The organism is Streptomyces sp. SP18BB07 (genome assembly GCF_036322545.1).
GTDB classification, from domain to species: domain Bacteria; phylum Actinomycetota; class Actinomycetes; order Streptomycetales; family Streptomycetaceae; genus Streptomyces; species Streptomyces deccanensis.
Map to the genome: position 1 here is coordinate 1 of NZ_JAQYWT010000201.1, position 23,188 is coordinate 23,188.

At 72.4% G+C, this 23,188-nt stretch carries 18 protein-coding genes; 8 read left to right on the top strand and 10 right to left on the bottom strand.

The genetic code is table 11. The annotated features are described in order from the left end of the window. Positions 1 to 137 precede the first annotated feature (137 nt). Together PUR53_RS02275 and PUR53_RS02280 are read right to left on the bottom strand one after the other, a co-directional pair. Positions 138 to 2,174: an AfsR/SARP family transcriptional regulator gene (locus tag PUR53_RS02275; protein ID WP_329907199.1), complete on the bottom strand. Its 2,037-nt coding sequence runs from the start codon at positions 2,172 to 2,174 to the stop codon at positions 138 to 140. Further along, positions 2,171 to 5,104, bottom strand: a complete 2,934-nt coding sequence (locus PUR53_RS02280) for an AfsR/SARP family transcriptional regulator (RefSeq protein WP_329907200.1) — start codon at positions 5,102 to 5,104, stop codon at positions 2,171 to 2,173. The genes PUR53_RS02275 and PUR53_RS02280 overlap by 4 nt, the downstream gene beginning before the upstream one ends. A 340-nt stretch (positions 5,105 to 5,444) precedes the next feature. Between PUR53_RS02280 and PUR53_RS02285 the strand changes: the two genes are divergently transcribed. After that, positions 5,445 to 6,773: a hypothetical protein gene (locus PUR53_RS02285; RefSeq protein WP_329907201.1), complete on the top strand. Its 1,329-nt coding sequence runs from the start codon at positions 5,445 to 5,447 to the stop codon at positions 6,771 to 6,773. A gap of 111 nt (positions 6,774 to 6,884) precedes the next feature. Here PUR53_RS02285 and PUR53_RS02290 read toward each other — a convergent pair whose 3' ends face one another. Further along, entirely contained in the window at positions 6,885 to 7,304 is a 420-nt protein-coding gene (locus PUR53_RS02290) for a GNAT family N-acetyltransferase (RefSeq protein ID WP_329907202.1), read from the bottom strand. Positions 7,305 to 7,664: 360 nt separating this feature from the next. On the opposite strand from PUR53_RS02290, the gene PUR53_RS02295 reads away from it, so the two are divergent. From PUR53_RS02295 to PUR53_RS02310, 4 genes are all read left to right on the top strand, one after another. After that, positions 7,665 to 8,891, top strand: coding sequence for an MFS transporter (locus tag PUR53_RS02295; protein ID WP_329894896.1), 1,227 nt, complete (start codon positions 7,665 to 7,667; stop codon positions 8,889 to 8,891). Positions 8,892 to 9,034: 143 nt separating this feature from the next. Beyond that, positions 9,035 to 10,813, top strand: a complete 1,779-nt coding sequence (locus PUR53_RS02300) for a glycoside hydrolase family 35 protein (RefSeq protein WP_329907203.1) — start codon at positions 9,035 to 9,037, stop codon at positions 10,811 to 10,813. Beyond that, positions 10,813 to 13,203 carry a beta-galactosidase gene (locus PUR53_RS02305; RefSeq protein ID WP_329907204.1) on the top strand — a complete coding sequence of 797 codons (2,391 nt, stop codon included), beginning with the start codon at positions 10,813 to 10,815 and terminating at the stop codon, positions 13,201 to 13,203. Before PUR53_RS02300 ends, PUR53_RS02305 begins: the two co-directional genes overlap by 1 nt. Positions 13,204 to 13,558: 355 nt before the next feature. Then, on the top strand, positions 13,559 to 14,653 hold the full coding sequence (locus tag PUR53_RS02310; protein WP_329894893.1) for a LacI family DNA-binding transcriptional regulator: 1,095 nt from the start codon (positions 13,559 to 13,561) through the stop codon (positions 14,651 to 14,653). A 63-nt stretch (positions 14,654 to 14,716) separates the two neighbouring features. Here the strand turns inward: PUR53_RS02310 and PUR53_RS02315 are convergent, their stop codons facing one another. From PUR53_RS02315 to PUR53_RS02325, 3 genes are all read right to left on the bottom strand, one after another. Further along, positions 14,717 to 15,532 carry an SAM-dependent methyltransferase gene (locus PUR53_RS02315; protein ID WP_329894892.1) on the bottom strand — a complete coding sequence of 272 codons (816 nt, stop codon included), beginning with the start codon at positions 15,530 to 15,532 and terminating at the stop codon, positions 14,717 to 14,719. A gap of 135 nt (positions 15,533 to 15,667) precedes the next feature. Next, positions 15,668 to 15,880 carry a DUF397 domain-containing protein gene (locus PUR53_RS02320; protein ID WP_045559951.1) on the bottom strand — a complete coding sequence of 71 codons (213 nt, stop codon included), beginning with the start codon at positions 15,878 to 15,880 and terminating at the stop codon, positions 15,668 to 15,670. Positions 15,881 to 15,941: 61 nt separating this feature from the next. Next, a complete protein-coding gene (locus PUR53_RS02325; protein WP_329894891.1) occupies positions 15,942 to 16,817 on the bottom strand; it encodes a helix-turn-helix domain-containing protein in 876 nt (291 codons plus the stop codon). A gap of 474 nt (positions 16,818 to 17,291) precedes the next feature. On the opposite strand from PUR53_RS02325, the gene PUR53_RS02330 reads away from it, so the two are divergent. Continuing rightward, positions 17,292 to 17,750, top strand: coding sequence for an ATP-binding protein (locus PUR53_RS02330; RefSeq protein ID WP_329894890.1), 459 nt, complete (start codon positions 17,292 to 17,294; stop codon positions 17,748 to 17,750). Between the two features lie 175 nt (positions 17,751 to 17,925). Further along, complete coding sequence (locus tag PUR53_RS02335) at positions 17,926 to 18,837, top strand: adenosine kinase (protein WP_329907205.1); 912 nt, start codon at positions 17,926 to 17,928, stop codon at positions 18,835 to 18,837. 4 nt (positions 18,838 to 18,841) lie between these two features. Here PUR53_RS02335 and PUR53_RS02340 read toward each other — a convergent pair whose 3' ends face one another. The 3 genes from PUR53_RS02340 to PUR53_RS02350 form a co-directional block, all read right to left on the bottom strand. After that, complete coding sequence (locus tag PUR53_RS02340; protein WP_329894888.1) at positions 18,842 to 19,444, bottom strand: GTP-binding protein; 603 nt, start codon at positions 19,442 to 19,444, stop codon at positions 18,842 to 18,844. Between the two features lie 44 nt (positions 19,445 to 19,488). Beyond that, complete coding sequence (locus tag PUR53_RS02345; RefSeq protein WP_329894887.1) at positions 19,489 to 19,917, bottom strand: roadblock/LC7 domain-containing protein; 429 nt, start codon at positions 19,915 to 19,917, stop codon at positions 19,489 to 19,491. Positions 19,918 to 19,991: 74 nt separating this feature from the next. Next, positions 19,992 to 20,303: a hypothetical protein gene (locus PUR53_RS02350; protein ID WP_329907206.1), complete on the bottom strand. Its 312-nt coding sequence runs from the start codon at positions 20,301 to 20,303 to the stop codon at positions 19,992 to 19,994. A gap of 839 nt (positions 20,304 to 21,142) precedes the next feature. On the opposite strand from PUR53_RS02350, the gene PUR53_RS02355 reads away from it, so the two are divergent. Beyond that, on the top strand, positions 21,143 to 22,378 hold the full coding sequence (locus tag PUR53_RS02355; RefSeq protein ID WP_329894885.1) for an acyl-CoA dehydrogenase family protein: 1,236 nt from the start codon (positions 21,143 to 21,145) through the stop codon (positions 22,376 to 22,378). Between the two features lie 225 nt (positions 22,379 to 22,603). Here PUR53_RS02355 and PUR53_RS02360 read toward each other — a convergent pair whose 3' ends face one another. Then, on the bottom strand, positions 22,604 to 23,188 hold the full coding sequence (locus PUR53_RS02360; protein WP_329894884.1) for a GAF domain-containing protein: 585 nt from the start codon (positions 23,186 to 23,188) through the stop codon (positions 22,604 to 22,606).

The window sequence follows — 23,188 nt, forward strand, 5'->3', positions numbered from 1 at the left end:
CGTCAAGCGCAAGATGTCCAACTACTGGCTCAAGCGGGCTGAGCACCTGACATGGCCCCAGCCCACCCTCACCGGAACCCGAGCTGTCCGCATCAAACGACCCCAACCAGCAGACCCGTAAAGCAACGGCATTGCCCCTAGTCGTCGTACGTCTCGGTCAACTCGGTGGCGAGGGCGCGCAGGAGTGCGTGCTGGGTGTAGCGGCCGGGGGTGTGTTCCATGACGAGGTGCGCGTCGGCGAGGCCGTCGAGCAGGTGCCGGGCGCGTCGGACGGGGAGTCCGGCCAGGGCTGCGGCCGTGTCGGCGTCCAGGTCGGGGCCGGGGTGCAGGGACAGCAGCCTGAACAGCCGGGCGTGCTCCGGCGGAAGGAGGCGGTAGGAGCGGGTGAGAACGGCGCGGAGATCGGGTGTGCCGCCGGGCGCGGTGAACGCGTCGAGTCCGCGCGGGGAGTTCCGCAACTCGGCGGCGAGATCCGCGAGGGGGCGAGAGGGCTGATGGGCGGCACGGGCCGCGACGATCACCAGGGCCAACGGCAGCCGCCCGCATCGGCTTACGATCGCGTCGGCTGCGTCGGCTGCGTCGACTTCCTCGGCCGCCTCGGTGCTTTCGGCCTCCTCGGTCGCCTCGGTCGCCTCCCCCGGCCCCGGCCACGCGGCCCCCTTGGGGCCCGGTGTTCGGCGGGTGTGGTTGAGGTGGGCTGTCAGGGTGGATCTGGCGTCCTTCGGTGACGGTAGGTTCAGGCGGAGTGGGTGGGCGCCCGACGCTATGAGGCCGGAGAGGGTGTTGCGGCTGGTGACCAGGGTCAGGGAGCCGGGGGACGCGGGCAGCAGTGGACGTACCTGCTCGGTGTCGGCCGCGTCGTCCAGCACCACCAGCAGCCGACGGCCGACCAGCAGGCTCCGATACAGCCCGGCGAGCGAGTCCGTGCGGCCGGGCAGACGTGCCGGCGGTACTCCGAGCGCGGTGAGGAGCGTGCGCAGTGCCGTGTCCGGCTGCAAGGGGGCGTCCTGCGGGTCGAACCCCCGCAGCCCGACGTGCAGTTGACCGTCGGGGAACCGCTCGGCGACCGCGTGTGCCCAGCGCACCGCCAGGGCCGTCTTGCCGATGCCGGGCATCCCGCTGATCAGCACGGCGGCCGGTGCCCCTCCGGACGGGCCGCCCCCGTCCGTGATCTCCGCCAGACGCCGGAGTTCGTCCCGTCTGCCGACGAAGACCGGTGGGGAGGGCGGCAGTTGGGTGAGCGGCACGGCGGGGGGCGCGGTCGGCGACCCGTGCGGCGCACGCGAGAGGCATGTCGGGCCGGCGGGACGTGCGGGCGCAGCCCCCGGCCGTACGGGCGGCGTCGGCGGCGCGGGCGGTCGCGGCGGGGTCCACTCCTGGCGGAGCACCCTGGTGTGCGCCCGCGCCAGGTCCGGGCCCGGTGTCACGCCCAACTCCTCGGCCAGCAGCCCTCGTACGCGCTCGTACGCGGTCAGCGCCTCCGCCTGGAGACCGGACGCGGCCAGGGCCATGACGAGGGCCGCGTGCAACGACTCGTCCAGGGGGTCGAGTTCGAGTGCCTGGCGCAGTCGCGGCAGCACCTGCTCGCTCCTCCCGCACAGGAGCGCCGCGTCGGCGGCCATCCTGGTCGTGCGGACCAACTCCCGTTCCACGTCCCCGAACACGGCGTGCTCCCGGACGGTGGCAGGGATCCCCCTCGCCACCGGGCCCCGCCACTCGCCCAGTGCGTCCACGAAGTACCGCGTCGCCGCCTCGGACCGCCCGGTGGCGGCGGCCCGTTTGCCCCGTTTGGTGAGTGAGCGGAAGCGCAGCAGGTCGACCTCGTCCTCGTCGGCCTCCAGCAGATAGCCCCCGGCGTGTCGCAGCAGCCGCCGTCCGGGCGCCCGGGGCGGCAGCCCGGGTTCGAGCAGCCGCCGCAGCGAACCGGCGTACCGGCGCACCACGTTCAGCGCACTCGCCGGTGCCCCCTCCGGCCACAGTACGTCGACGACCTCACCCAACGGCACCACGCGCCCCGCCCGTACGACCAACAGCCCCAGCAGGGCTCGCTGTTGGGGGAAGCCCAGGTCGAGTTCCCTCTCGCCCCGGCGCACGCGCAGCGGCCCCAGAACGTCGAACCGCAGCGGCTCCCCCTGCCGGACGAGGGGGAGGGGGCCAACGGGGTCCTCGGTCACGCGTATCGCTCGCTCGTGGTGAGCAGGGCCCGGACCTGGTCGGCGTCCGGGTGGCCGAGGGTGATGAGGAGGGTGAGGGCCTGCTGCCGGACCTCGGCGGCGGCGGCGTGGTCGCTCATCGCCGCATGGGTGTCGCCGATACTGACCAGGGTGCAGGCCTCCAGGTAGGGAACGCCCAACTCCCGGTAGAGGGCGAGCGCGTGGCCGTAGCCGAGGAGGGCGTTCGGATGGCGCCCGAGGTGGTGGTGGGCGTACGCGATGGTGTGCCAGGTCGCGGCCTCGCCGTAGCGGTCGCCGAGTTCCTGGAGCAGGGCCAGGGCCTGGCGGCAGTGGCTCAGCGCCTCCTCGTGCTCGCCGAGCAGCGCGTGGTACCAGCCGACGGAGTTGAGCACACTGGCGTACGCGGCGCGGCGACCGCTGTCCCGGAAGAGTTCCATGGCCAGCCGGTTGTGGTGGAGGGCGCCGGGCAGGTCCCCCTCCTGGTCGTGGGTCCAGCCGAGGCTGCGATGGGTGTCGGCACGCCCGACGGTGTCGCCCGCCTCGGTGAAGAGCGACAGCGCGCGGTCCAGGCGGTGCCGGGCCGACCCGTGCAGACCGAGCCGGCTCTCGGCCCGGGCCAGCGCACGCAGGCCCCTGGCCTCCCACACGCGGTCGGCCGCCCGGAGCGCCGCGTCGAGCGCGATCCGCTGGACGGTCGTCCAGTCGTGCCAGTGCCCTCGCCGGTCGAAGAACGGCTCCAGCGCCCAGGCGAGCAGACACGCCACCCGGTCGCGGCCGGACCGGGCCGCCGCCCCGACGACGGCCAGCAGCACCGGATACTCGGCGGTCAGCCAGGCCAACGCCTGCGGGTGGTCGGCGAGTGGTTCGGCGTGGACGCCCGGCGGGAGCGGACCCGGCGGCATCGGATCCGCGTGCGGGGCGAGGAGCGGCTCGGCGGTGTGCGCGGTGTGCAGGTAGTACGCGTACAGCCGCTCGGCGGCCGCCTCCCGCGCGTCCTCCGCGTGCTGTTCCTCCAGGAGTTCGGCCGCGTGGGCGCGCAGCAGGTCGTGCAGGGCGTACCGGCCGGGCGCGGGCTCGCCCACGAGGTGGACGCCGGCCAGTTCGGTGAGGAGGGACCGGGTGCGGCGGCGGGGCAGACGGGCAAGTGACGCCGTCGCCGCCAGGGAGAAGTCCGGGCCGGGATGCAGGGCGAGCAGGGGGAAGAGGAGTGCCGCCTCGGCCGACACGGCACCCAGCGACCAGGAGAACACCGCCCCGACGTTCGCCGCCGTGTCCGTCCGGCTGAACGCGTCCAGGCTGCCGTGCGCCGCGCGCAGTTCCGCCGCGATCGCCGAGAGTGGGAAGTCCGGGTGCGTGGCGGCCCGCGCCGCGACACAGGCCAGCGCCAGCGGCAGTCCCCCGCACATGGTCGCGATCTCCGTCACCGCCCGCGCCTCGCCCGTGAGCCGCGCGGCCCCCAGTCTGCGTTCGAGGAACGACCGGGCCTGTGCGGTGTCCAGCGGACGCAACGCCAGGGTGTGCGCGCCGTGCGCGGAGACCAGGCCCGACAGCTGGCCGCGGCTCGTCACGATGGTCAGACAGCCGGGCGTCCCGGGCAGCAGGGGCCGCACCTGCTCGGTGTCCCGGGCGTTGTCCAGCAGTACGAGGAACCGCCGTCCCGCCAACAGGCTGCGGTACAGCGCGGACTGGGCGTCGACGCCGTGCGGCACGCGTTCCGGCGGTACGCCCAGCGCGTCGAGGAAGACCCGCACGGCTTCTCCGGGCTCCATCGCCCCACCCGAGGGCGCGAATCCCCTGAGGTTGACGTAGAGCTGCCCGTCCGGGTAGCGGTCCGCGACCCGGTGGGCCCAGTGCACGGCGAGCGTGGTCTTCCCGATACCGGCCATCCCGCCGATGGCGCTGATCACGACGGTATCGGGGCCGCTGTCGCCGGTGTCGGTGAGAAGCGCCAGCACCTGCTCCAGCTCGGCACGACGTCCGGTGAACGTCGGTAGATCGTGGGGGAGTTGGGCGGGGGTGGTGGTCGGTGCCGACTGTGGTGCTGGTGCTGGTGCTGGTGCTGGGGTGGGTGTGGGGACGGGGGCTGAGGGCTGGGGTGAGGCAGAGACCGGGGTCGGGGCTGCGGCCGAGGTCAGGGCCGGGGCCGAGGTCGGCAGAACGGTGCCGTGCAGTACGGCTCGGTGGGCGGCGCGGAGTTCCGGGCCCGGGTCGATGCCCAGTTCCTCGGCGAGCCTCGCGCGGGCGGCGCGGTAGGTGCTGAGCGCCCGTGCCTTGTGCCCGGTGGCGGCCAGGGTGCGAACGAGCCGGGCCAGCAGGGGTTCGTCCAGCGGCGCGTCGCTCGCGGCCTCCTGGAGCAGGTGCAGCACGGCGGCCGGGGTACCGGCCCGGAGCGCCGCGTCGGCCGCCTCCCGTACGGCCGCCGTCCGTTCACGATCCACCGCCGCAAAGCCGGCGCGCTCCCGCATCTCGGCGGGGAGCCCGGCGCCGGCCGGCCCCCGCCACAGCGCCAGCGCCTCGGTGAGGAGTTCCACGGCCCGCGCCGCCGACTCCCGCGGGTCGTCGGCGACCCGGCTCGCCTCGTCCCGCAGCCGGCGGAACTCCAGCAGGTCCAGGGAGTCGGCGTCGACCAGGAGCCGGTACCCGCCGGCGTCCCGTATCAGCCACCGTCCGGCGGCACGGACGGGCAGGCCCGGCTCCAACAGCCGCCGCAGCGACCCCACATGGCGTCGGACCACATTCACCGCGCTGTCCGGCGGTCGCCCGCCCCACAGCACGTCGACGATCTCGCTCACCGTCACGGGCTGTCCTGCCCGCACCAGCAACAGCCCCAGCAGCGCCCTCTCCTGCGGACGCCCCGGCGCGGGTTCCACTCCCGCCCGCTCCACGCGGACCGACCCCAGAACCGCGAACCGCACCGGCTCCAGCGCCAACTGCCCCTCCTGATATCTCGTATCTCGTATCTTCCTCGCGCCTCATGACCTTACGTGAGACCACGAGTTACCGAGAGTTACGCGTCCGTATCCGCCCCAGGGCTTGACTCCGGCAGAAAGCGCTTGCCACACTCGCGGCCCGCCATAGGAATCGCCTGCCGCCGCACCGACGCGCCGCCGTACCACCTGGTGCCGTACGCATCCGCGCCACTCCAGGTCATCGGCCCGCCGAACTCCTCGACCGTGGACGACTCGGTCGAAACGAGTTCGACGAGGAGGGCGTGATGGCGAACGGTGAACGCACGGCAGGCGGGCCGAACCCCCCACAGGAGAAGCCGAGATGGGACGCAGAGCCGCAGCCTCCGCACCGACCGCGACACCCCCCACGCCCCTCCCGTCCACCACGTCCAGCACCCTCACCACGCCCACCACCCGTCCGACCCCCCGCCATACCCGTGCCCGTGCCCGCGCCCGCACCCGCGCCCTCGTCACCGCCGCCTGTGCCACCGCCCTGCTCACCGGTGCCGCCGCGTTGACCGGCCCCGCTCGCCCCGCCGCCCCCGCCGACCCGGCCTCGGAACTGGCCGCCGCACCGGTCGCCGCCGATGCGGGGGCCGCGGCGTGCGGCGAGGGCTCGTATCAGGCGGAGGCCGTGCTCAGCGGCAGCACCTGGACCGCCCGGCGCGGCAGTTCGGTCACGTACACCGGCACCGACATGCGCGCGGCGATGCAGGCCGCCGTCAACAGCCTCACCGCCGGGCGGACCTCGAAGGAGCGTGTCGTCGTGCGCGGCTCCGGGTCCATCGGCGCGGGCTCCCGGGTCTCGCTGCCGAGCTACACCGTGCTCGACGTGTGCGGCACGATCAACGTCACCGGCACCGGCTCGGGCGACCAGGCGCCGGTCTACTCCCGGGGCACCCGTGACATCGAGGTCCAGCACCTCAACCTCACCGGCACCCCGCTGTACGGGATCTTCCTGCGCAACGTCCAGAACGTCGTCCTCGGCCAGCTCGACATGCGCCTGACGCGCGGGCTCGGCGTCCGGATCGACAACCGGGGCGACACCAGCCAGTGGACGCGCAACGTCAGGATCGACAACGTGTACGTGTCCGGGGCGAGCAGTCACGCGGTCGAGACGTACGGCGTCGACGGACTCACCGTGGGCACCGTGACAGCCCGCAACGTGGGTGAGTCCGGGCTGCTCCTCAACCAGACGATCAACGCCACGGTCACCAAGGTCGACGCGGACGGCGCGGGCGCCGGCACCGGCTACGCGGCCTTCCGCATGGCCAACCGCAACGGCCGTGTGGGCAGCGCCTATCCGACCAACATCCGGGTCGGCGAGGTGATCGCGCGCGGCGGCGGACGCGGCGTCTTCTGTGTCTCCGAGAGCGGCGGCGCGGTCATCGACCGGATCAACCTGACCAACACGGGCAACAACGCGATCCTGATCGAGAACTGCTACAACGTGAACCTGGCCGCCCAGAGCGGCACGGTCTCCGGCGGTGGTGAGATCAGGCTCGCGGCGCGGTCGGAGTTCGCCAACAACCGTGACATCACCGTCCAGAACCTGACGGTCACCAACTCGTCCATCAGGGAGAGCCCCTGCGGCGAGAACACCACCTTCCGCAACAACCGCCTGGTCAACAGCTCCCAGACCATCTGCTGACCGGCCCCACCACAGGGCGCGCCCGGCACCCGCTCCCGGGCGCGCCCGCCCCTCCGCTCCAGGCCGACCGCACCGCGTCGGACGAGGCGTGCCGTGGGCCGCCGAGCGTGATCAGGGCGCCGCCGCGTAGCAGCGGACGGCCACCTTCTGGTCCGGGCCCCACTGCTGCTCGACCGTGGCCAGCAACCGCCAGCCGAGCCGTTCGTACAGGGCCGCCGCGGCGGTGTCGGACGCCACCACGTCGAGCACCGGATGCAGTCCGCGCTCCCGCGCCTCGGAGGTCGCCCGAGCCAGGAGCGTCGCCCCGAGTCCCAGGCCGCGGGCCGACGGAGCGACGAAGAGGCGGCTGATCACGGCGGTCTTGTCCACGCCCACCCCCGCCCGGGCGCTCCACAGTCCGGGCGCCGCGTCCGTCGTCTCGCTCCGGGACAGTCCGATGTGACCGGCGATCCGGCCCTCGTGCTCCACCACCCAGGCGGCGACGAGCGGGGACGGCGACAGCCACTCCTCGGGCCGGTCGGGCCAGTTCACCGGATAGCCGTCGCGTTCGTGGACCGCCGCGAGTACGCGGACACAGTCCCCGAGGTCGCGACCGGTCCGAGGCCGGACACTCCGAGTCGTGTTCTCACCGGGGGCGTTCTGGCCAGACCCCTTTTCGCCGGATGCGTTCTTACCGGGGGCGCTCTGACCGGACGCGTTCCGACCGGACCTGTTCTCACCGGATGTGTTCTCGCCGGATGTGTTCTCGCTCGTCACCGCGGCATGGAAGCACAGGGCCGGGATCGGCAACCACCTGCTTTTCCGCCGGGGCCGGGCGGAACGCAATCTTGACGCCGGTGATGTTACCGGTAACACTGCGAGTGGCCCAGTCACGGAGAGGCGGAGTGCCGCGTGCCCGACACACCGACCGCGCAAGAGGTGAAGCACAGCCGACCGGCCCCGGGGACAAGGGTGTTCAGCCCCGCCGCCGTGGTCGCGTCCTGCGTCGGCTTCGTCCTCATCGGCGCGCTCCAGGCGCTGTACGGCCCCGCCATCCCCGCCTTCCGCGACACCTACGACCTCTCGCCGTCGGCCGCCGGGCTGGGACTGAGCGCCCACTTCATCGGCGGTGTCGCCGGCGTGCTGCTCTTCGACCGGCTCTACGGGCGGATGGGCAACCGGCGGATCCTCGGCACCTCCTACCTGCTGATGGCCCTCGGCGCGGCGGGCTTCGCGTTCGCCCCGAGCTGGCCCGCCGGACTGGCCGCCGCCCTGCTCGCCGGACTCGGGTTCGGCGGTATCGACTACGGCCTCAACCAGCTCTTCGCCGTCGGCTTCGGCCACCGCTCGACCGCCATGCTGAACATCCTCAACGCCCACTTCGGCATCGGCGCGATCCTGGGCCCCGCCCTGGTCGCCGCCGTCGGCGCCGAGCACTACCCGGCGCTCTTCCTCGCCTTCGCCGCCGCCAACCTGCCCCTGCTGTTCTGCCTGCGGGGCGTACGCGACCAGGCGCCCCAGCCGACCTCCGCCGCGACCGACGTATCCGACGCGTGCCCCGCGCCCGGCTCGGCGCTCGGCCGCAGCCTGGGCTCGGTGCTCGGGGTGTTCGTCACCCTCTACGTGCTGCACGTCGGCATCGAGGCGGGCGTCGGCGGCTGGGAGCCCACCCATCTGGAGACGGTCGGCTATGGCGCCGGTGCCGCCGCGACCGCCACCTCCGTGTACTGGCTGATGATGACGGTCGGCCGCTTCCTGGTCGCCCCCATCGCCCTGCGCCACTCCGCACAGACGATCATCACCGTCTCCTGCGCCGGCATGACCGTCTGCCTGCTGCTGGCCTCGGTGCCCTCGCTCGCCCCGTACGCCTACGCCGGCGTGGGCCTGTTCATCGCGCCGATCTTCCCCACCGGTCTGCCCTGGCTGAACGCGGCCGCACCCCGGGCCCGCCGGGCCGGAGCGCTCGTCATCGCCGCCTCCATGATCGGCGGGGTGGCGGCGGGCCCGGCGCTCGGCAAGGCCATCGAGTGGTCCGGCGTGCGTGCGGTCCCGCTGCTGCTCGGCGCGGTCTCGGCCGTGTGCCTGGCGGCCACCCTGTGGCTCATCCGGGCCACACGCTCCACCGCCGGTTCCCCATGAGCCGGCACGGTCCCGCTGCCCGCTGCCCGCTGCCCGCTGCCCGCTGCCCGCTGCTCATTGCCCATTGTCCGTTGCCCGTTGTCCCTGACGGACTCCCGTCGCCGCCCACCCTCCCCGCACGTCCCAGCCGAAGGGAAACAGCCTTGCGCTCGCCCGCTCTGACCACGTCGTCCGACGGTTTCCTCCTGAACGGTGAACCGTTCCGGATCATCTCCGGCGCGATGCACTACTTCCGCATCCACCCCGACCTGTGGGCCGACCGACTGCGCAAGGCCCGGCTGATGGGCCTCAACACCGTGGAGACGTACGTCCCCTGGAACCTCCACCAGCCCGACCCCGACAGCGACCTCGTCCTCGACGGACTGCTGGACCTGCCCCGCTACCTGAGCCTCGCCCGCGCCGAGGGCCTGCACGTCCTGCTGCGCCCCGGCCCGTACATCTGCGCCGAGTGGGACGGCGGCGGCCTGCCCTCCTGGCTCACCTCGGACCCCGACATCCGGCTGCGCTCCAGCGACCCCCGCTTCACCGACGCCCTCGACCGCTACCTCGACATCCTGCTGCCCCCGCTGCTGCCGTACATGGCCGCGAACGGCGGCCCGGTCATCGCCGTCCAGGTCGAGAACGAGTACGGGGCGTACGGCGACGACACCGCGTACCTCAAGCACGTGCACCAGGCGCTGCGGTCGCGCGGCGTCGAGGAACTGCTCTTCACCTGCGACCAGGCCGGCTCCGCCCACCACCTGGCGGCCGGCAGTCTGCCGGGCGTCCTGTCCACCGCTACCTTCGGCGGCAGGATCGACGAGAACCTGAAGGCGCTGCGGGCCCACATGCCCGAAGGGCCCCTGATGTGCTCGGAGTTCTGGATCGGCTGGTTCGACCACTGGGGCGAGGAGCACCACGTGCGGGACGCGGAGAGCGCCGCCGCCGACCTCGACACGCTGCTCGCCGCCGGGGCCTCCGTCAACATCTACATGTTCCACGGCGGCACCAACTTCGGCTTCACCAACGGCGCCAACCACGACCAGTGCTACGCCCCGATCGTCACCTCCTACGACTACGACGCCGCCCTCACCGAGTCCGGCGACCCGGGCCCCAAGTACCACGCCTTCCGCGAGGTGATCGCCCGCCACGCCCCGGTCCCGGACGAGCCCGTCCCGGCGCCCGCGCCCAGGCTCTCCGGCATCACCGTGGAACTGGACCGCCGGGCACCCCTGCTGCCGTACGCGACCGCCCTCTCCGGCGCCGCCGTGGCGCGCAGCGAACACCCGCTCACCATGGAGGAGTTCGGCCAGCGCTCCGGCTACGCCCTGTACCGCAGCACCCTGCCCGAGGCGGGCGACGGTCTGCTGCACTTCACCGGCGGGGTCGGCGACCGCGCCCAGGTCTTCGTGGACGGCGCCCCCGTCGGCGTCCTGGAACGCGAACGCCACGACGAGACGCTGCCGTTGCGCGTGCCGCGCCCCGGCGCCACGCTCGACGTGCTGGTCGAGAACATGGGCGGCGTCAACTACGGCCCCCGCATCGGCGCCGCCAAGGGCCTCCTCGGCCCGGTCACCTTCAACGGCACCGCCCTGCTCGGCTGGGACACCCACCGCCTGCCGCTGGCCGACCTGTCCACGGTCCCCTTCGCCCCGGCCGAGGCGACCCCGGTCACCGTCCCCGCCTTCCACCACGGCACCTTCGAGGTCGACACCCCCGCCGACACCTTCCTGTCGCTGCCCGGCTGGACCAAGGGCCAGGCCTGGATCAACGGCTTCCACCTCGGCCGCTACTGGAACCGTGGCCCCCAGCGCACCCTGTACGTCCCCGGTCCCGTCCTGCGGGCCGGCGCCAACGACCTGGTGCTGCTGGAGCTCAACGCCACGACCAGCGCGCGCGTGGAGTTCACGGACACGCCCGACCTGGGCCCGGTGAAGCCCTGATGGCGCGGCCGCACCGCGTGCGCCTCCGGGGGCCCGCCGAGCCTCCCCGGCGAGGCCACCTGCCGTTCGCCGACGCCCCCGGTGTGCCCGACCCCATCGAGGTCGGCAGCCGTGTACTCACGCGGGGCGGCCGCCCCTGGTTCCCCGTCTCCGGCGAGTTCCACTACTCCCGCTACCCGGCGGGGGAGTGGGAGGAGGAGCTGCTGAAGATGAAGGCGGGCGGGGTGACGGTCGTCGCCGCGTACGTCATCTGGATCCACCACGAGGAGACCGAGGGCCGCGTCCGTTTCGACGGGGACCGCGACCTGCGCCGCTTCGCCGAACTCTGCGCCCGGCACGGCCTGGACTTCATCCCCCGCATCGGCCCCTGGGTGCACGCCGAGGTCCGGGGCGGGGGCCTGCCCGACTGGGTCCTCGCCCGCACGGCCGCCCCACGCACCGACGACCCGGCCTACCTCGCCCCCGTACGCGCCTGGTACCGGGCGATCGCCGAGCAGCTCAGGGGCCTGGACCGGGCCGGCGGCGGCCCGATCGTCGCGATCCAGATCGAGAACGAGCTGTACGACCAGCCGGACCATCTGCTCACCCTGAAACGCATGGCCCAGGAGGCGGGCCTGTCGGCACCGCTGTGGACGTCGACCGCCTGGGGCGGAGTGCGGCTGCCGCCGGACGAACTCCTCCCTCTCTACGGCGGCTACCCCGAGACCTTCTGGACCGAGGCGGACGGCGGCTGGCCCGACACCTGCCGCAAGCACTTCTTCTTCACCCACCAGCGGGACGACGAGGGCATCGGCGCGGACCTCCGTCCGACCACGGTGCGGGGCGGCGACCCGGAGGAGCTGTCGGACCGATTCCCCTGGGCCACCTGCGAGTTGGGCGGCGGCATGGCGGTGGCGTACCACCGTCGGCCGCGCGTCGAGGCCGCCGACGTCGGCGCCCTCGGCCTCACCAAGATCGGCTGTGGTTCGGTCTGGCAGGGCTACTACATGTTCCACGGCGGCACCAACCCGCCGGGCGACCTCACCCCCCTCCAGGAGTCCCACGCCACCGGCTACCCCAACGACCTGCCCCGCCTCACCTACGACTTCCAGGCCCCCCTCGGCGAGTACGGCCAGTACCGCCCCTCCTACGACGAACTCCGCCTCCAGCACCTGCTGTTGGCCGACTTCGGTGGGCTGATCGCCCCGATGGAGTCGGTCCTGCCCGAGCGGCTGCCGACGGGCCAGCACGACCGGGAGACGCTGCGCTGGGCGGTCCGCGCCGACGACCGCTCGGGCTTCCTCTTCGTCAACAACCACCAGCCGCACGAGCCGCTGCCTCACCGCCCGGACACGTCGTTCGAGGTGGAGTTCCCCGGGGACGGGCCGGTGCTGTCGTTGCCGAGCGCGCCCGTCACGATTCCCCAAGGGGCTTATTTCTGCTGGCCGTTGCGGCTGGAGGTGGCCGGGCTGCGGCTCGACTGGGCCACCGCGCAACCCGTCTGCACGGTCGACGACGGACACGGCCGGACGATCCTGGTCCTGGCCGCGACCGACGGCATCGCCCCCGAACTCGCCCTCGATCTGCGCACCGTGACGACCGTGTCCGCGCCGTCGGACGCCGAGGTCACGACGGCGGGCGACCGTGCCCTGGTGACGGCGCTGCGCCCCGGCACGGACGCCCTGGTCGAGGTCGACACCGCCGACGGCCGCCGGGTAGGTGTGCTGGTCCTGGACGCGGCGACGGCCCGGGGCGCCTATCGGGGGCCCGCGTGGGGTGCCGAGCGGTTGATCCTGTCGGCGGACGGCGGAGTGGTCTTCGACGCCCACGCGGACGAGGTACGCCTCCACAGCGCGGCCGGAGAACCGTCGTTCGCCGTCCTGCCCGCGCCGCGCCGCGCCCCGGTGGTGCCCGGGGCTCTGGTGAAGGAGGCGGAGGACGGGGTGTTCGTCCGCTACACCGTGGTCGCGGGGGACGACGGGCGGACGGGGGACGACGTGCTGCCGGTCACCCTGGTCCGGCCCGCGGGCGAGGCGCCGCCGGTCACCACGGGCGTCATGGGTCGCGCGAGCGTACCGGCCGAGGCGTACTTCGACTCTGCGGCCGCGGAGTACCGCGTCGCGCTGCCGGACGATCCGCCTCCCGGCACGCTGCTTCGGCTGCACTGGACCGGGGACGTGGGCCGTGCGTATGTGGGGGAGCGTCTGGTCGCCGATCAGTTCTACTCGGGGCGGGTGTGGGAGATCGGGCTCGGCCGGTTGCCGGTGGGGGAGCTGAGGGTGCGGGTGCTGCCGCTCGCGGGCGGGGCGCCGGTGTATGTGCCCGGCCGGGTGGGTGACGCGGCGATCCCGGCGGAGCTGCTGCGCGCGGAATGCGCCACGGTCCGCCCCTGGCCCCTCCGCCCAGGCTGACCCCACGCTTCCCATCCCCAGGGGCTGCGCCCCTTCGACCCCCAAGCGTCCGTCCGGTGGGGGCTGGTCGCGCAGTTCCCCGCGCCCCTGAAAAGCAGGGGCTGCGCCCCGTGCTTTTCAGGCCCGCAGGGCCTGGCGCTTTTAGGGGCGCGGGGAACTGCGCGAGAAGCCCCACCGGCCCGCAGCCGACAGACCACCGAGCGGGGTCGAAGGGGCGCAGCCCCTTGAGGATGGGACGGGTAGGGGCGGCGGGGGCGAGGAAGAGGCCGGACCTATCCTGTGGCCCCGAACCGACGCACCCACCCCACCCCCACCCCGTACCGAATACCCCGAACCCCGTCGAAAAGGATGCCGCATGCCCCGAAGCACCACGGCCGGCGGCGCGGCCGGCCACGACCCCGGCGAACCCACCCGCACCCGCAGTCGCCGCAACTTCGCCGGCTCCCGCCCGGTGATGGCCGACGTCGCCCGCCTCGCCGGTGTCTCCAAGCAGACCGTCTCCCGCGTCCTCAACGACAACCCGGCGGTCCGACCGGAGACCCGTGAGGCCGTGCTGGAGGCCATGCGGACGCTCGGCTACCGTCCCAGCCGCAGCGCCCGCTCCCTGGCCAGCGGCCGCACCCGCATGCTCGGCGTGATCTCCTTCGACGCGGCCCGCTACGGCCCCGCCTCCACCCTCACCGCGATCAACACGGCGGCCCAGACGGCGGGTTACCTCGTCAGCTCCATCGCCCTCGACACGGCCGACCGGGACACCGTCGTCCAGGCGGTGGACCGGCTGTCGGCGGAGGGCGCGGACGGGATCATCGCCATCGCCCCCCAGCGCCCGGTCGCCACCGCGCTCGCGCGGGCCCGCCCGGACACCCCGCTGGTGATGCTGGACAACGGAATCGACGACGGCACCCCCGTGGTCTCCTCGGACTTCGCGGCAGGCGCCCGGCTCGCGACCCGGCATCTGCTGGACCTCGGCCACCCCACCGTCTGGCACATCGCGGGCCCCACCGGCTGGACGTCCGCCGACCGACGCGCCGCGAGCTGGCGCGAGACCCTGCGGGACGCCGGCGCACCCGTCCACGAACCCCTCGTCGGGGACTGGAGCGCCGACTCCGGCTACGACGTGGGCCGGCGGCTCGCGGCCCGCCCGGACGTCACCGCCGTGTTCGTCTCCAACGACCAGATGGCGCTCGGTCTGCTGCGCGCCCTGCACGAGGCGGGCCGTCGGGTGCCGGACGACGTGAGCGTGGTCGGCTACGACGACATCCCGGAGGCGGCGCATCTGCTGCCGCCGCTGACGACGATCCGTACGGACTTCCCCGAGATCGGCAGGCGGGCGCTGCGGTTGCTGCTGACGCAGCTGGACGATCCGGAGGACGCCGGCGAGGCGTTGGAGAGGGACCCCGTCATCCCGGTCGAGCTGATCGTCCGGAACAGCACGGGCCCGGCACGGTAGCCGCCGGGCGCGCGGAAGAGGGCGCGTCCCCGGCCCGTGGCGGACCGGGGGACGCGCCGCCGTTCACGGCTTGCGGGCGATCGCCCCGTACATCGCGATGTCCTCGTCACGGATGTCCTGCTCGCCCGTGCCGTCCGGGTGCCACTTGTGGACCTGGACGATGCCCGGCTCGACGAGTTCCAGGCCCTCGAAGAACTCGTGGGCCTCGTCGATCGTGCGCAGCCGCATCGGCATGTCGCGGGCCGCGTACTCGCGGGCGACCCGGCCCACCTCCTCGGGGGCGAACTCGGCGGTGCCGATGGTCATCGCCAGATAGCTGCCCGAGGGGAGGGGTTCGAGGAGCCGGCGGACGATGCCGACGGCGTCGTCCTCGTCCAGCACGAAGTGGACGATCGCGATCACGGTGAGCGCGACCGGCTGGTCGAGGTCGAGGGTCTCCAGGAACTCGGGGGAGCCGAGGACGGTCTCCGGGTCCTGGAAGTCCGCCTCGATGTACGCGGTCCTGCCCTCGGGGGTGCTGGCCAGCAGCCCCTGGGACAGGGTGAGGACGATCGGGTCGTTGTCCACGTAGACGACCCGGGACTCGGGGGCCACCGACTGGGCTATCTCGTGGAGGTTGGGGGAGGTGGGGATGCCGGTTCCGATGTCGAGGAACTGGCGCATGCCCGCCTTCTCGGCGAGCCAGCGCACCGCGCGGTTCATCCAGTCGCGGTTGGCGCGCATGTGGACCGGCAGGGCGGGCCACTCGTGCGCCATCGCGTCACCGGCCTCCTTGTCGGCCGGGTAGTAGTCCTTGCCGCCGAGGATGTAGTCGTAGATGCGCGCGGAGTGCGCGTGCTCGGTGTCGATCCGGTCGGCCGGCCATCCGTTGTCGGGCAACGCCGTCCCTCCCATCAAGTCGTTCTGTCAGGTGCACGATCGGGCAGGGGCCAGGGGTTCGGCAAGCAATGAGAACCCCGGGTCCACAAACAGGTGGTGCGTCAACGAGGCGTGGCAGCAAGCAGGTTGCGGATGTCAGAGCAGGAAGTCGGCCTCGCCCGCCTTCACGCCGGCCAGGAAGGTGGTCATCTCACGGGGGGTGAAGAGCAGCGCCGGGCCGTCCGGGTCGGTCGACTGCCGTACGGCGACCCGGCCGTCGGCGAGCTTCTTCACCTCGACGCAGGCGCCGCCCGCGTCGTCGCTCCACGGCCGGTGCCAGTCCTGGGCGCCGAGGTCGCGGGCGGGCATGCCGTTGCGGATGTCGTGGTGTACTCCGTGGGTCGTTGCCTTGGATTTGCGGTGGTGCACGTCAGAGCTCCTTGCGTAGCGCGCCGAGGAGGGCCTCGGTCTTGCGGGCGGGCGCCGACTGTGCGCCCAGCCGGTCCAGGGCCTCGCGGTAGACGACGACGTCGTCCCCCTTGTCGAGGTACACCGCGCCCACCAGACCGCTGAGGTAGACGATGTCGGGCAACTCGGGGGCCCTGAACCGGAAGAGGTGGAACGCACCGGCCCGCATCGCCGGATGCGGACCGTTCTGGAAGGGCATGATCTGGACCGTGACATGCGGCAGCCGGTTCAGCTCGATCAGATGGTCGACCTGGGCGCGCATCACGTCCGGCCCGCCGACCGGCCATCTGAGCACCGTCTCGTCCATCACCACCCACAGCCGGGGCGGCCCGGGGCGGGTGAGGAGTTCCTGACGGCGCATCCGCAGCGCCACCCGCCGCTCGGTGTCCTCCGTCGCGGCGTGCGGGTTGCCGGCGCCGAGCAGGGCGCGGGCGTACTCCTCGGTCTGGAGCAGGCCGTGCACGAACTGCGCCTCGTACGCGCGGATCTGGAGCGCCGCCTGCTCCAGGCTGAGGTAGGCGGCGAACCAGTCGGGCAGGACGTCGCGGTAGGTGTGCCACCAGCCGCGCTTGTTGGCCTCGCGGACCGACTTCAGGAAGGTCTCGATCTCCTGCTGGTCCCGTACGCCGTAGACCTGGAGCAGTTTTTCGACATCCGGCAGGCGCAACCGGGCGACCTTGGCGGCCTCCAGACGGCGGATCGTGGAATGGCTGACACCGATCGCCTCGCCCGCCTGCTCGAACGTCAGACCGGCGCGCGTGCGCAACTCCTCCAGCTGTCTGCCGAGGATCATGCGCAGTACGGAGGGGGCGCCGCCCCAGTCCGTTTCCGCGGTCACGCCCACCACCCCTCACGCCGAGCCACAGAGGTCATGTCGATCTGGATTACGGGTCCTGCGCGCTTTCGTTCAAGGAATGCGCGTTGTTGTGCGAGTCGCTTCGAGAGCGCAGTCTGACACGATCTTGGCTCGAACGATGGCAGGACGCGACTCACAAATTGCAAATTTCAACTTGCTGGTTGCGAGGTGTTGTTCGCGGATGCCACAGTGGACGTACCGTCACGGCCTCGGCGAACACTGGGGCCGCGCGGCCAGGTTGGGGGAGATGTGGCCGCAACTCAGCGCTGTTCGAGGCGAGTTGCCCAAGCTCGCGGCGAGTGGCGAGGCGGCCGTGGCACCGGCACCCCACCGGTGCGAAGGGCCAACGAAAGGCATACGGCGATGGCTCCGCCCACCCTCCCCCAGTCCCCGGACCGGTTAGCCCCGACCATGTACCCATCTGGCACAGAGGCGTACGAACCTCACAGAGCGGGCGTGTTCGGACTGCCCGCGGTGCCCGCCTCCGCGGGTGAGGCGCGCAGAACCGTGCGCGAGCTGCTCGGCGAGTGGGGGGTGCGTCCGGAGACCCGTGAGGACGCGCTCCTGATCACGTCCGAGCTGGTCACCAACGCGCTGACCCACACGGACAGCGAGTGGATCGTGTGCCGGCTGCACTTCACCGGCCGCCGCCTCCGGATCGAGGTGGAGGACCAGAACAGCGGTCACACACAGCCTGCCCGGCGTCGTCCGGGCCCCGACGACCAGAACGGGCGAGGGCTCATGCTGGTCGGCATGCTCAGCAGCGACTGGGGGGTGCGCGACACCCCACAACGGTCCGGTCGTGTCGTCTGGGCAGAACTGCCGTCGGAGGGCCGGGAAACTGCCGAGCCCGCCCCTCCGACGGCTCCGCACGAGAGCGGAGGGTTTCCCGTGACCGACCCGTCCTGGACGTAGACGCTCCGCTCGGAACAGGGCGCCTGTTCCGGTGGGAACACGGCGCCTGCTCCGGTTGTCGGTCGGCCGCGGGCATGTCGTGGCTGGTCGCGCAGTTCCCTGCGCCCCTTCGGGACGCGGCGGCGCGCCGGACGTACGCTGCCCCCACAGTCAGCCCGTCCCCGTGGGAGGCAGCGTGCGCAGCGAGTCCGAGATCGATGTCCTCGTGCTGGGCGGGGCGGGCGTCGACACCATCGTCTACGTTCCCGAACTGCCGCTCCCGTTCGCCGACAGCCATCTGGTGCCGGCCATCGAGACCCGGGCCGGACAGACCGGCGACTTCATGGCGGTGGCCACGCACGCGCTCGGGCTGCGGACGCACCACTTCGACCTGCTCGGCGACGACCACGAGGGAGACCTGGTCCGCGCGCTCCACCGTGACCGGGGCATCCCGCTCACCGAGGCGCCGCTGCCCGGCGGCACCCGGCGCGCGGTGAACCTGGTCGGTCCGGACGGGCGCCGCTGCTCGCTCTACGACGGCAGCCGAAGCCAGGAGGTCCACGAACTGCCCCCGGACACGGTCCGCGCGCTGGCCGGGGTCAGCCGGCACGTCCATGTCTCCATCAGTCAGCCGTGCGCGGCCTCCCTGCCGCTGCTGCGCGAGCTGGGGGTCACCGTCTCGACCGATCTGCACGACTGGGACGGCGCCAACCCGTACCACGAGCCGTTCGCCCTCGCCGCCGACCTGGTCTTCCTGTCGGCGGCCGCGCTCCCCGACCCGGAGAAGACCATGCGCCGGATCGCCGAGCGGGGCCGGGCCCGGACCGTCGTCGCCACGGACGGGGAACGGGGCGCGTACCACCTCGTCGACGGCGAGCTCAGTCATGTGCCACCGGTGGCCCCGCCGACCCCGGTCGTGGACTCCAACGGGGCGGGCGACGCCTTCGCGGCGGGCTATCTCTTCGGCCGGCTCACCGGTGAACCACCGCGTCGGTGCGCGCTCTTCGGCGCGATCGCGGGCGCGTACGCCTGCACCGTCCCCTCGACCCGCACCGACGCGATCGGACGCACCGAACTGCTGGCCAGGGCCGAGGAGTTGACTTGCTGACTCCTCAGCCCGGGCGGAGCCCCGCCGCCACCAGGCGGGCCTCCATCCTGCGGCGGGCCGCGCCGAGCACCGCCAGCAGGAGTTCCTTGCTGGAGTGCCGCTGCCGTACGTCGCAGAGGAGGATCGGGACCTCGGGCGACAGGTCGAGCGCCTGGCGGACCTGCTCGGCGTCCACCTCACGTTTGCCGTCGAAGCAGTTGACGCCGACCGCGAAGGGGATGTCGCGGGACTCGAAGAAGTCGACCGCGGGGAAACAGGCGTCGAGCTTGCGGGTGTCGGCGAGGACCACGGCCCCGAGGGCACCGCTGCACAGGTCGTCCCACATGAACCAGAACCGGTCCTGTCCCGGCGTGCCGAAGAGGTACAGCACCAGCTCGGGGGAGAACGTGATCCGGCCGAAGTCCAGGGCGACGGTGGTGGAGACCTTCTTCTCGACGCCCCTGAGGTCGTCCACGTGTCTGCCCGCCGGGGTGATGTGCTCCTCGGTCGCCAGCGGGGTCACCTCGCTCACCGAGCCGACCATCGTGGTCTTGCCGACGCCGAAGCCGCCCGCGATGAGGATCTTCAGGGCGGTGGGTACGACCGGCCCGGAGCTGACGGACACCATCCATCACCCTTTCGACGAGTTCCAGGCCCGGCCGCCGGCCCGGCTCACACGTCCTGCACGTAGCCGGACGGGGTTTCCGAACGGGGCGCCGCGCTCAGGTACTTGCCGACCTGTTTGACCAAGGTGCCCATCTCGAACGCCATCATGCCGACGTCGACCTCCTCCGAGGCGATCGCCGCGAGCCGCGCGCCCCGCCCCGCGGCGGTGACGAAGAGGAACGCCCGCTCCATCTGGATGACGGTCTGCTGGACCTCACCGCCCTGGAAGTGACGGGCCACGCCCCTGGCCAGACTGTGCATGCCCGAGCCGACGGCCGACAGGTGCTCCGCGTCGTCGAACCGGATGTCCTTCGACTTGCCGATGAGAAGGCCGTCCCCGGAGAGCACGATGGCGCAGTGGATCTCGGGTATGCGTTCCACGAGTCCGTCCAGCAGCCAGTCCAGTTGGGGACCGGGTCGTTCCTGCTCTGTCATGTCGTGCGTGTTCCTCACGGTCGGTCGGCGCCAGGGGCGGCGCCGGGTCGTCGGGGCGCCGGGGGCAGCGCCCGTCAGGCGGCCTCGGGACCTGGTCGGGGTGCCGGTCGGCCGTCGGTGCTGTGCGTGCTGCGGGTGCCGTCGGCGTCGTGAGCGCCGTCGGGTTCGGCGAGCCGGGCCCGTGCCGAGCCTCGCTGGATCGCCACCATGACGCGGGCCAGGGCATCGGGGCGGAGCGTGTCCTCGGTGTCGTCGTCGGCCGTCGAGGCGGCGTCGGCCGCGTTCTCGCGGAGCCGTGGCGCGGGCGGGGCGCTGCGGGCCCGCCGGGGCAGACCCTGGGGGAGGGGCGCGGCGCCGGTCTCGGTGCGGGGCAGGTCACCGCTCATCGGAGCCACCGGCTCGTACCGCGTGGGGTGCCGGTGGGGGTCCCGCCACGCGACTCGGTCCGAGCGCGGGGGAGGGTGCCTGGCATCTGATTCCTCGTACGACAGTGAACATCCGACGGCGGTGGGGGTGCACCCGCGTGCCGCCCGGCATCCCCTGTGCCCGGCTTGACACACCGTCGGCGGAAGTCGGCGGGCGAACGGAACGGTATCAGGACCCGAGCCCCGGCGTCAGCACCCGCCCGGCCTCGACCCGCTCCCGGGCCCCGGCGCAACTCATCACCGGGCGGCAGTACTTGGCACCCGGGCCGGGAGGGTGTCGCGGTGCCGGTGCCGGTGCCGGTGCCAGGGCCGGGGCGGTGGAGCGGAAGGTTCCGGAGGCTCACGAAAAGCTGACTTGTCGACACCTCAGCCTCGCAGGATCGGCACCCGTCGGCCACATCCCAGGTCGGGGGGTGTGGCTTGAAGTTTATGGCTACCTGCTCAAACCTGCACACAGGGCGCCGCAGTTTGGTATTTGGCGGTGCACAGCGCGAAGAAAGGTGTGCCGTACGGCGTTTGGCAGGTCGTCAGGTCCGCCGCCGTTCCGTTCCGGGTTGCGGCAGTCGCGCAAGTTCGGCTCGGAAAGTATCAAAATGTGGACAACCTCGTACTCGTATCTCACATTTGGGCTCATATTTCAACTGTCAATGTTTCGGCCAAACCCCCTAAACGATCTTGGCGTAAGAGGTTGATTTGTAGACCATGTTCCACGTCGGTCAGACTTCCCAACCGGAACCACGATCCGACGCACAGCCACCGCGTCTCCCCCGGGCGCGGGGAAACGCCTAGAAGGGCTTGGCGTGGAACACGTCTTCACAACCCAGGATCACGAAGATCTACGGCAGCGCGTACGCGAGTTCGCCGAGCGGGTGGTACGCCCCCTGATACCCGAGATGGAGGCCTCCCGTACCGCACTGGTGGGGCTCTCCCGTCTGATCGCCCAACAGGGCTGGATCGGCGCCACGATCGACCCGGCCTACGGCGGCATGGGCGCGGGTCATCTCGCCAAGACGATCATCATCGAGGAACTGTCCCGGGTGAGCGGCGCGATGGGGGCCATGGTCCAGGCCTCCCAGCTCGGCGTCGCCAAGATCATCCACTTCGGCGACGACAGCCAGAAACGGTACTGGCTGCCGAGGATCGCCGCGGGAGAGGTGCTGCCCACCATCGCTGTCACCGAGCCGGGGTCGGGGGGCCATGTGGCCGGCATGGAGAGCAGCGCGGTACGGGACGGCGACGACTACATCCTCAACGGCCGCAAGGTCTTCGTCGGCAACAGCCATGTGGGCGACGTGCACGGTGTCGTGGTCCGCACCGGGCCGGGCTCCCAGGGCATGACCGCCTTCCTCGTCGAGTCCGACCGCCCCGGCTTCTCCCTCGCGCCCCAGGTGCCCTCCATGGGCCTGCACGGGTTCAGCTTCGGGGAACTCGTCTTCGACAACTGCCGGGTGCCGGCCGCCAACCGGCTCGGTGCGGAGGGTGAGGGGCTGGCCGTCGCCTACTCCTCGTCGGTGCTCTACGGCCGCCTCAACCTGACCGCGGTGTCCCTGGGCATCCACCAGGCGGTGTTCGAGGAGACCGCCCGGTACTGCGGGGAGACCGAGCGCTACGGCAAGCCGCTCGGGCACCTGCCCAACATCAAGATCGAGCTGGGGCGGATGCTGCAACGCCTCACCCTCGCCCGGCAGAGCGCCTATCTCGCCGCGCACCTGCTGGACAACGGGCGGCCCTGCGACGTCGAGTTGATGTCCGCGAAGCTCTACAACGTCGAGGCCTCCATCGAGTCGGCCCAGGAGTCCGTCAAGATGCACGCCGCGTGCGGCCTGTTCACCGACCGCCCCGTGGAGCGCTATCTGCGCGACGCCTTCCACATCTACGCGCCCGCCGGCACCTCCGAGATCCAGGGCCTCAGGCTGGGCGAGTTCGCACTCGGCGAGAACAAGGGTGAATGGTCCGAACGGCTCGCCGAACTGGTCCGCACGCCGCAGGTCGAGCAGCGGCAACCGGAACCGATCCCGGTCGGGCAACTGGTCTGAGGCCCGGCACCCGCGCCCCGCAAGGGGCGCGGGGGGCTGTCCCGATGTGCGGCCCCGCCGCGTGGGCACGACCGGCCCCCACCGGCCCGCGGGTGCGTCACGGCGCCTCCCGGGACGGGGAACGCAGAGAACCGCGGACACGACGACGTGTCCGCGGCTTTCGTGTTCCGGGCGCCCGGTGGCCCGCTTCCCTCGACCGTGACGGACAGGCGGCGCCCGTCGGCCTCAGCGGCCGGTGGCGATGGCCTGGATCCGGTCGGACATCTCCTGGGCCATGTGCTTGATGATCTCCAGCCGCTGCCGCCCCCACGTACGGGAGTCGGTGTCGACGACGCAGATCGTGCCGAGGTTCATGCCGCCCAGCGCGTCGACGAGCGGCGCGCCCATGTAGGAGCGGATGCCGATCTCGTCGACGACCGGGTTGCCCGCGAACCGCGGGTAGTCGCAGACGTCGTCGAGCACCAGCGCCGCGGTCCGCTTGACGGTGTGCGGGCAGAAGCCGTGGTCCAGACGCATCTCCCGGCTCATCGACGTCTCGGCGGCCTGCCCCTGCGCGATGTTCACGGGGCCGGCGTCCGGCGTGTAGAGCCCGGCGAAGAACTGACGCCGGTCGTCGACGAAGTTGACCATCGCGTACGGCGCGTCCAGCTCCAGGGCCAGCCGCCGCGCGAACGCGTCGAACTCGGCCCGGGGGGTGTCGGCGAGCCCCAACTGGGCGAGCCTCGCCGCACGCTGCGGCGCCCCCGGATCCTCGGGCGTGAGGAGCAGGCGGTCGAGCGGTGGCTCATAGGAGGAATAGGGGCTGTTCAT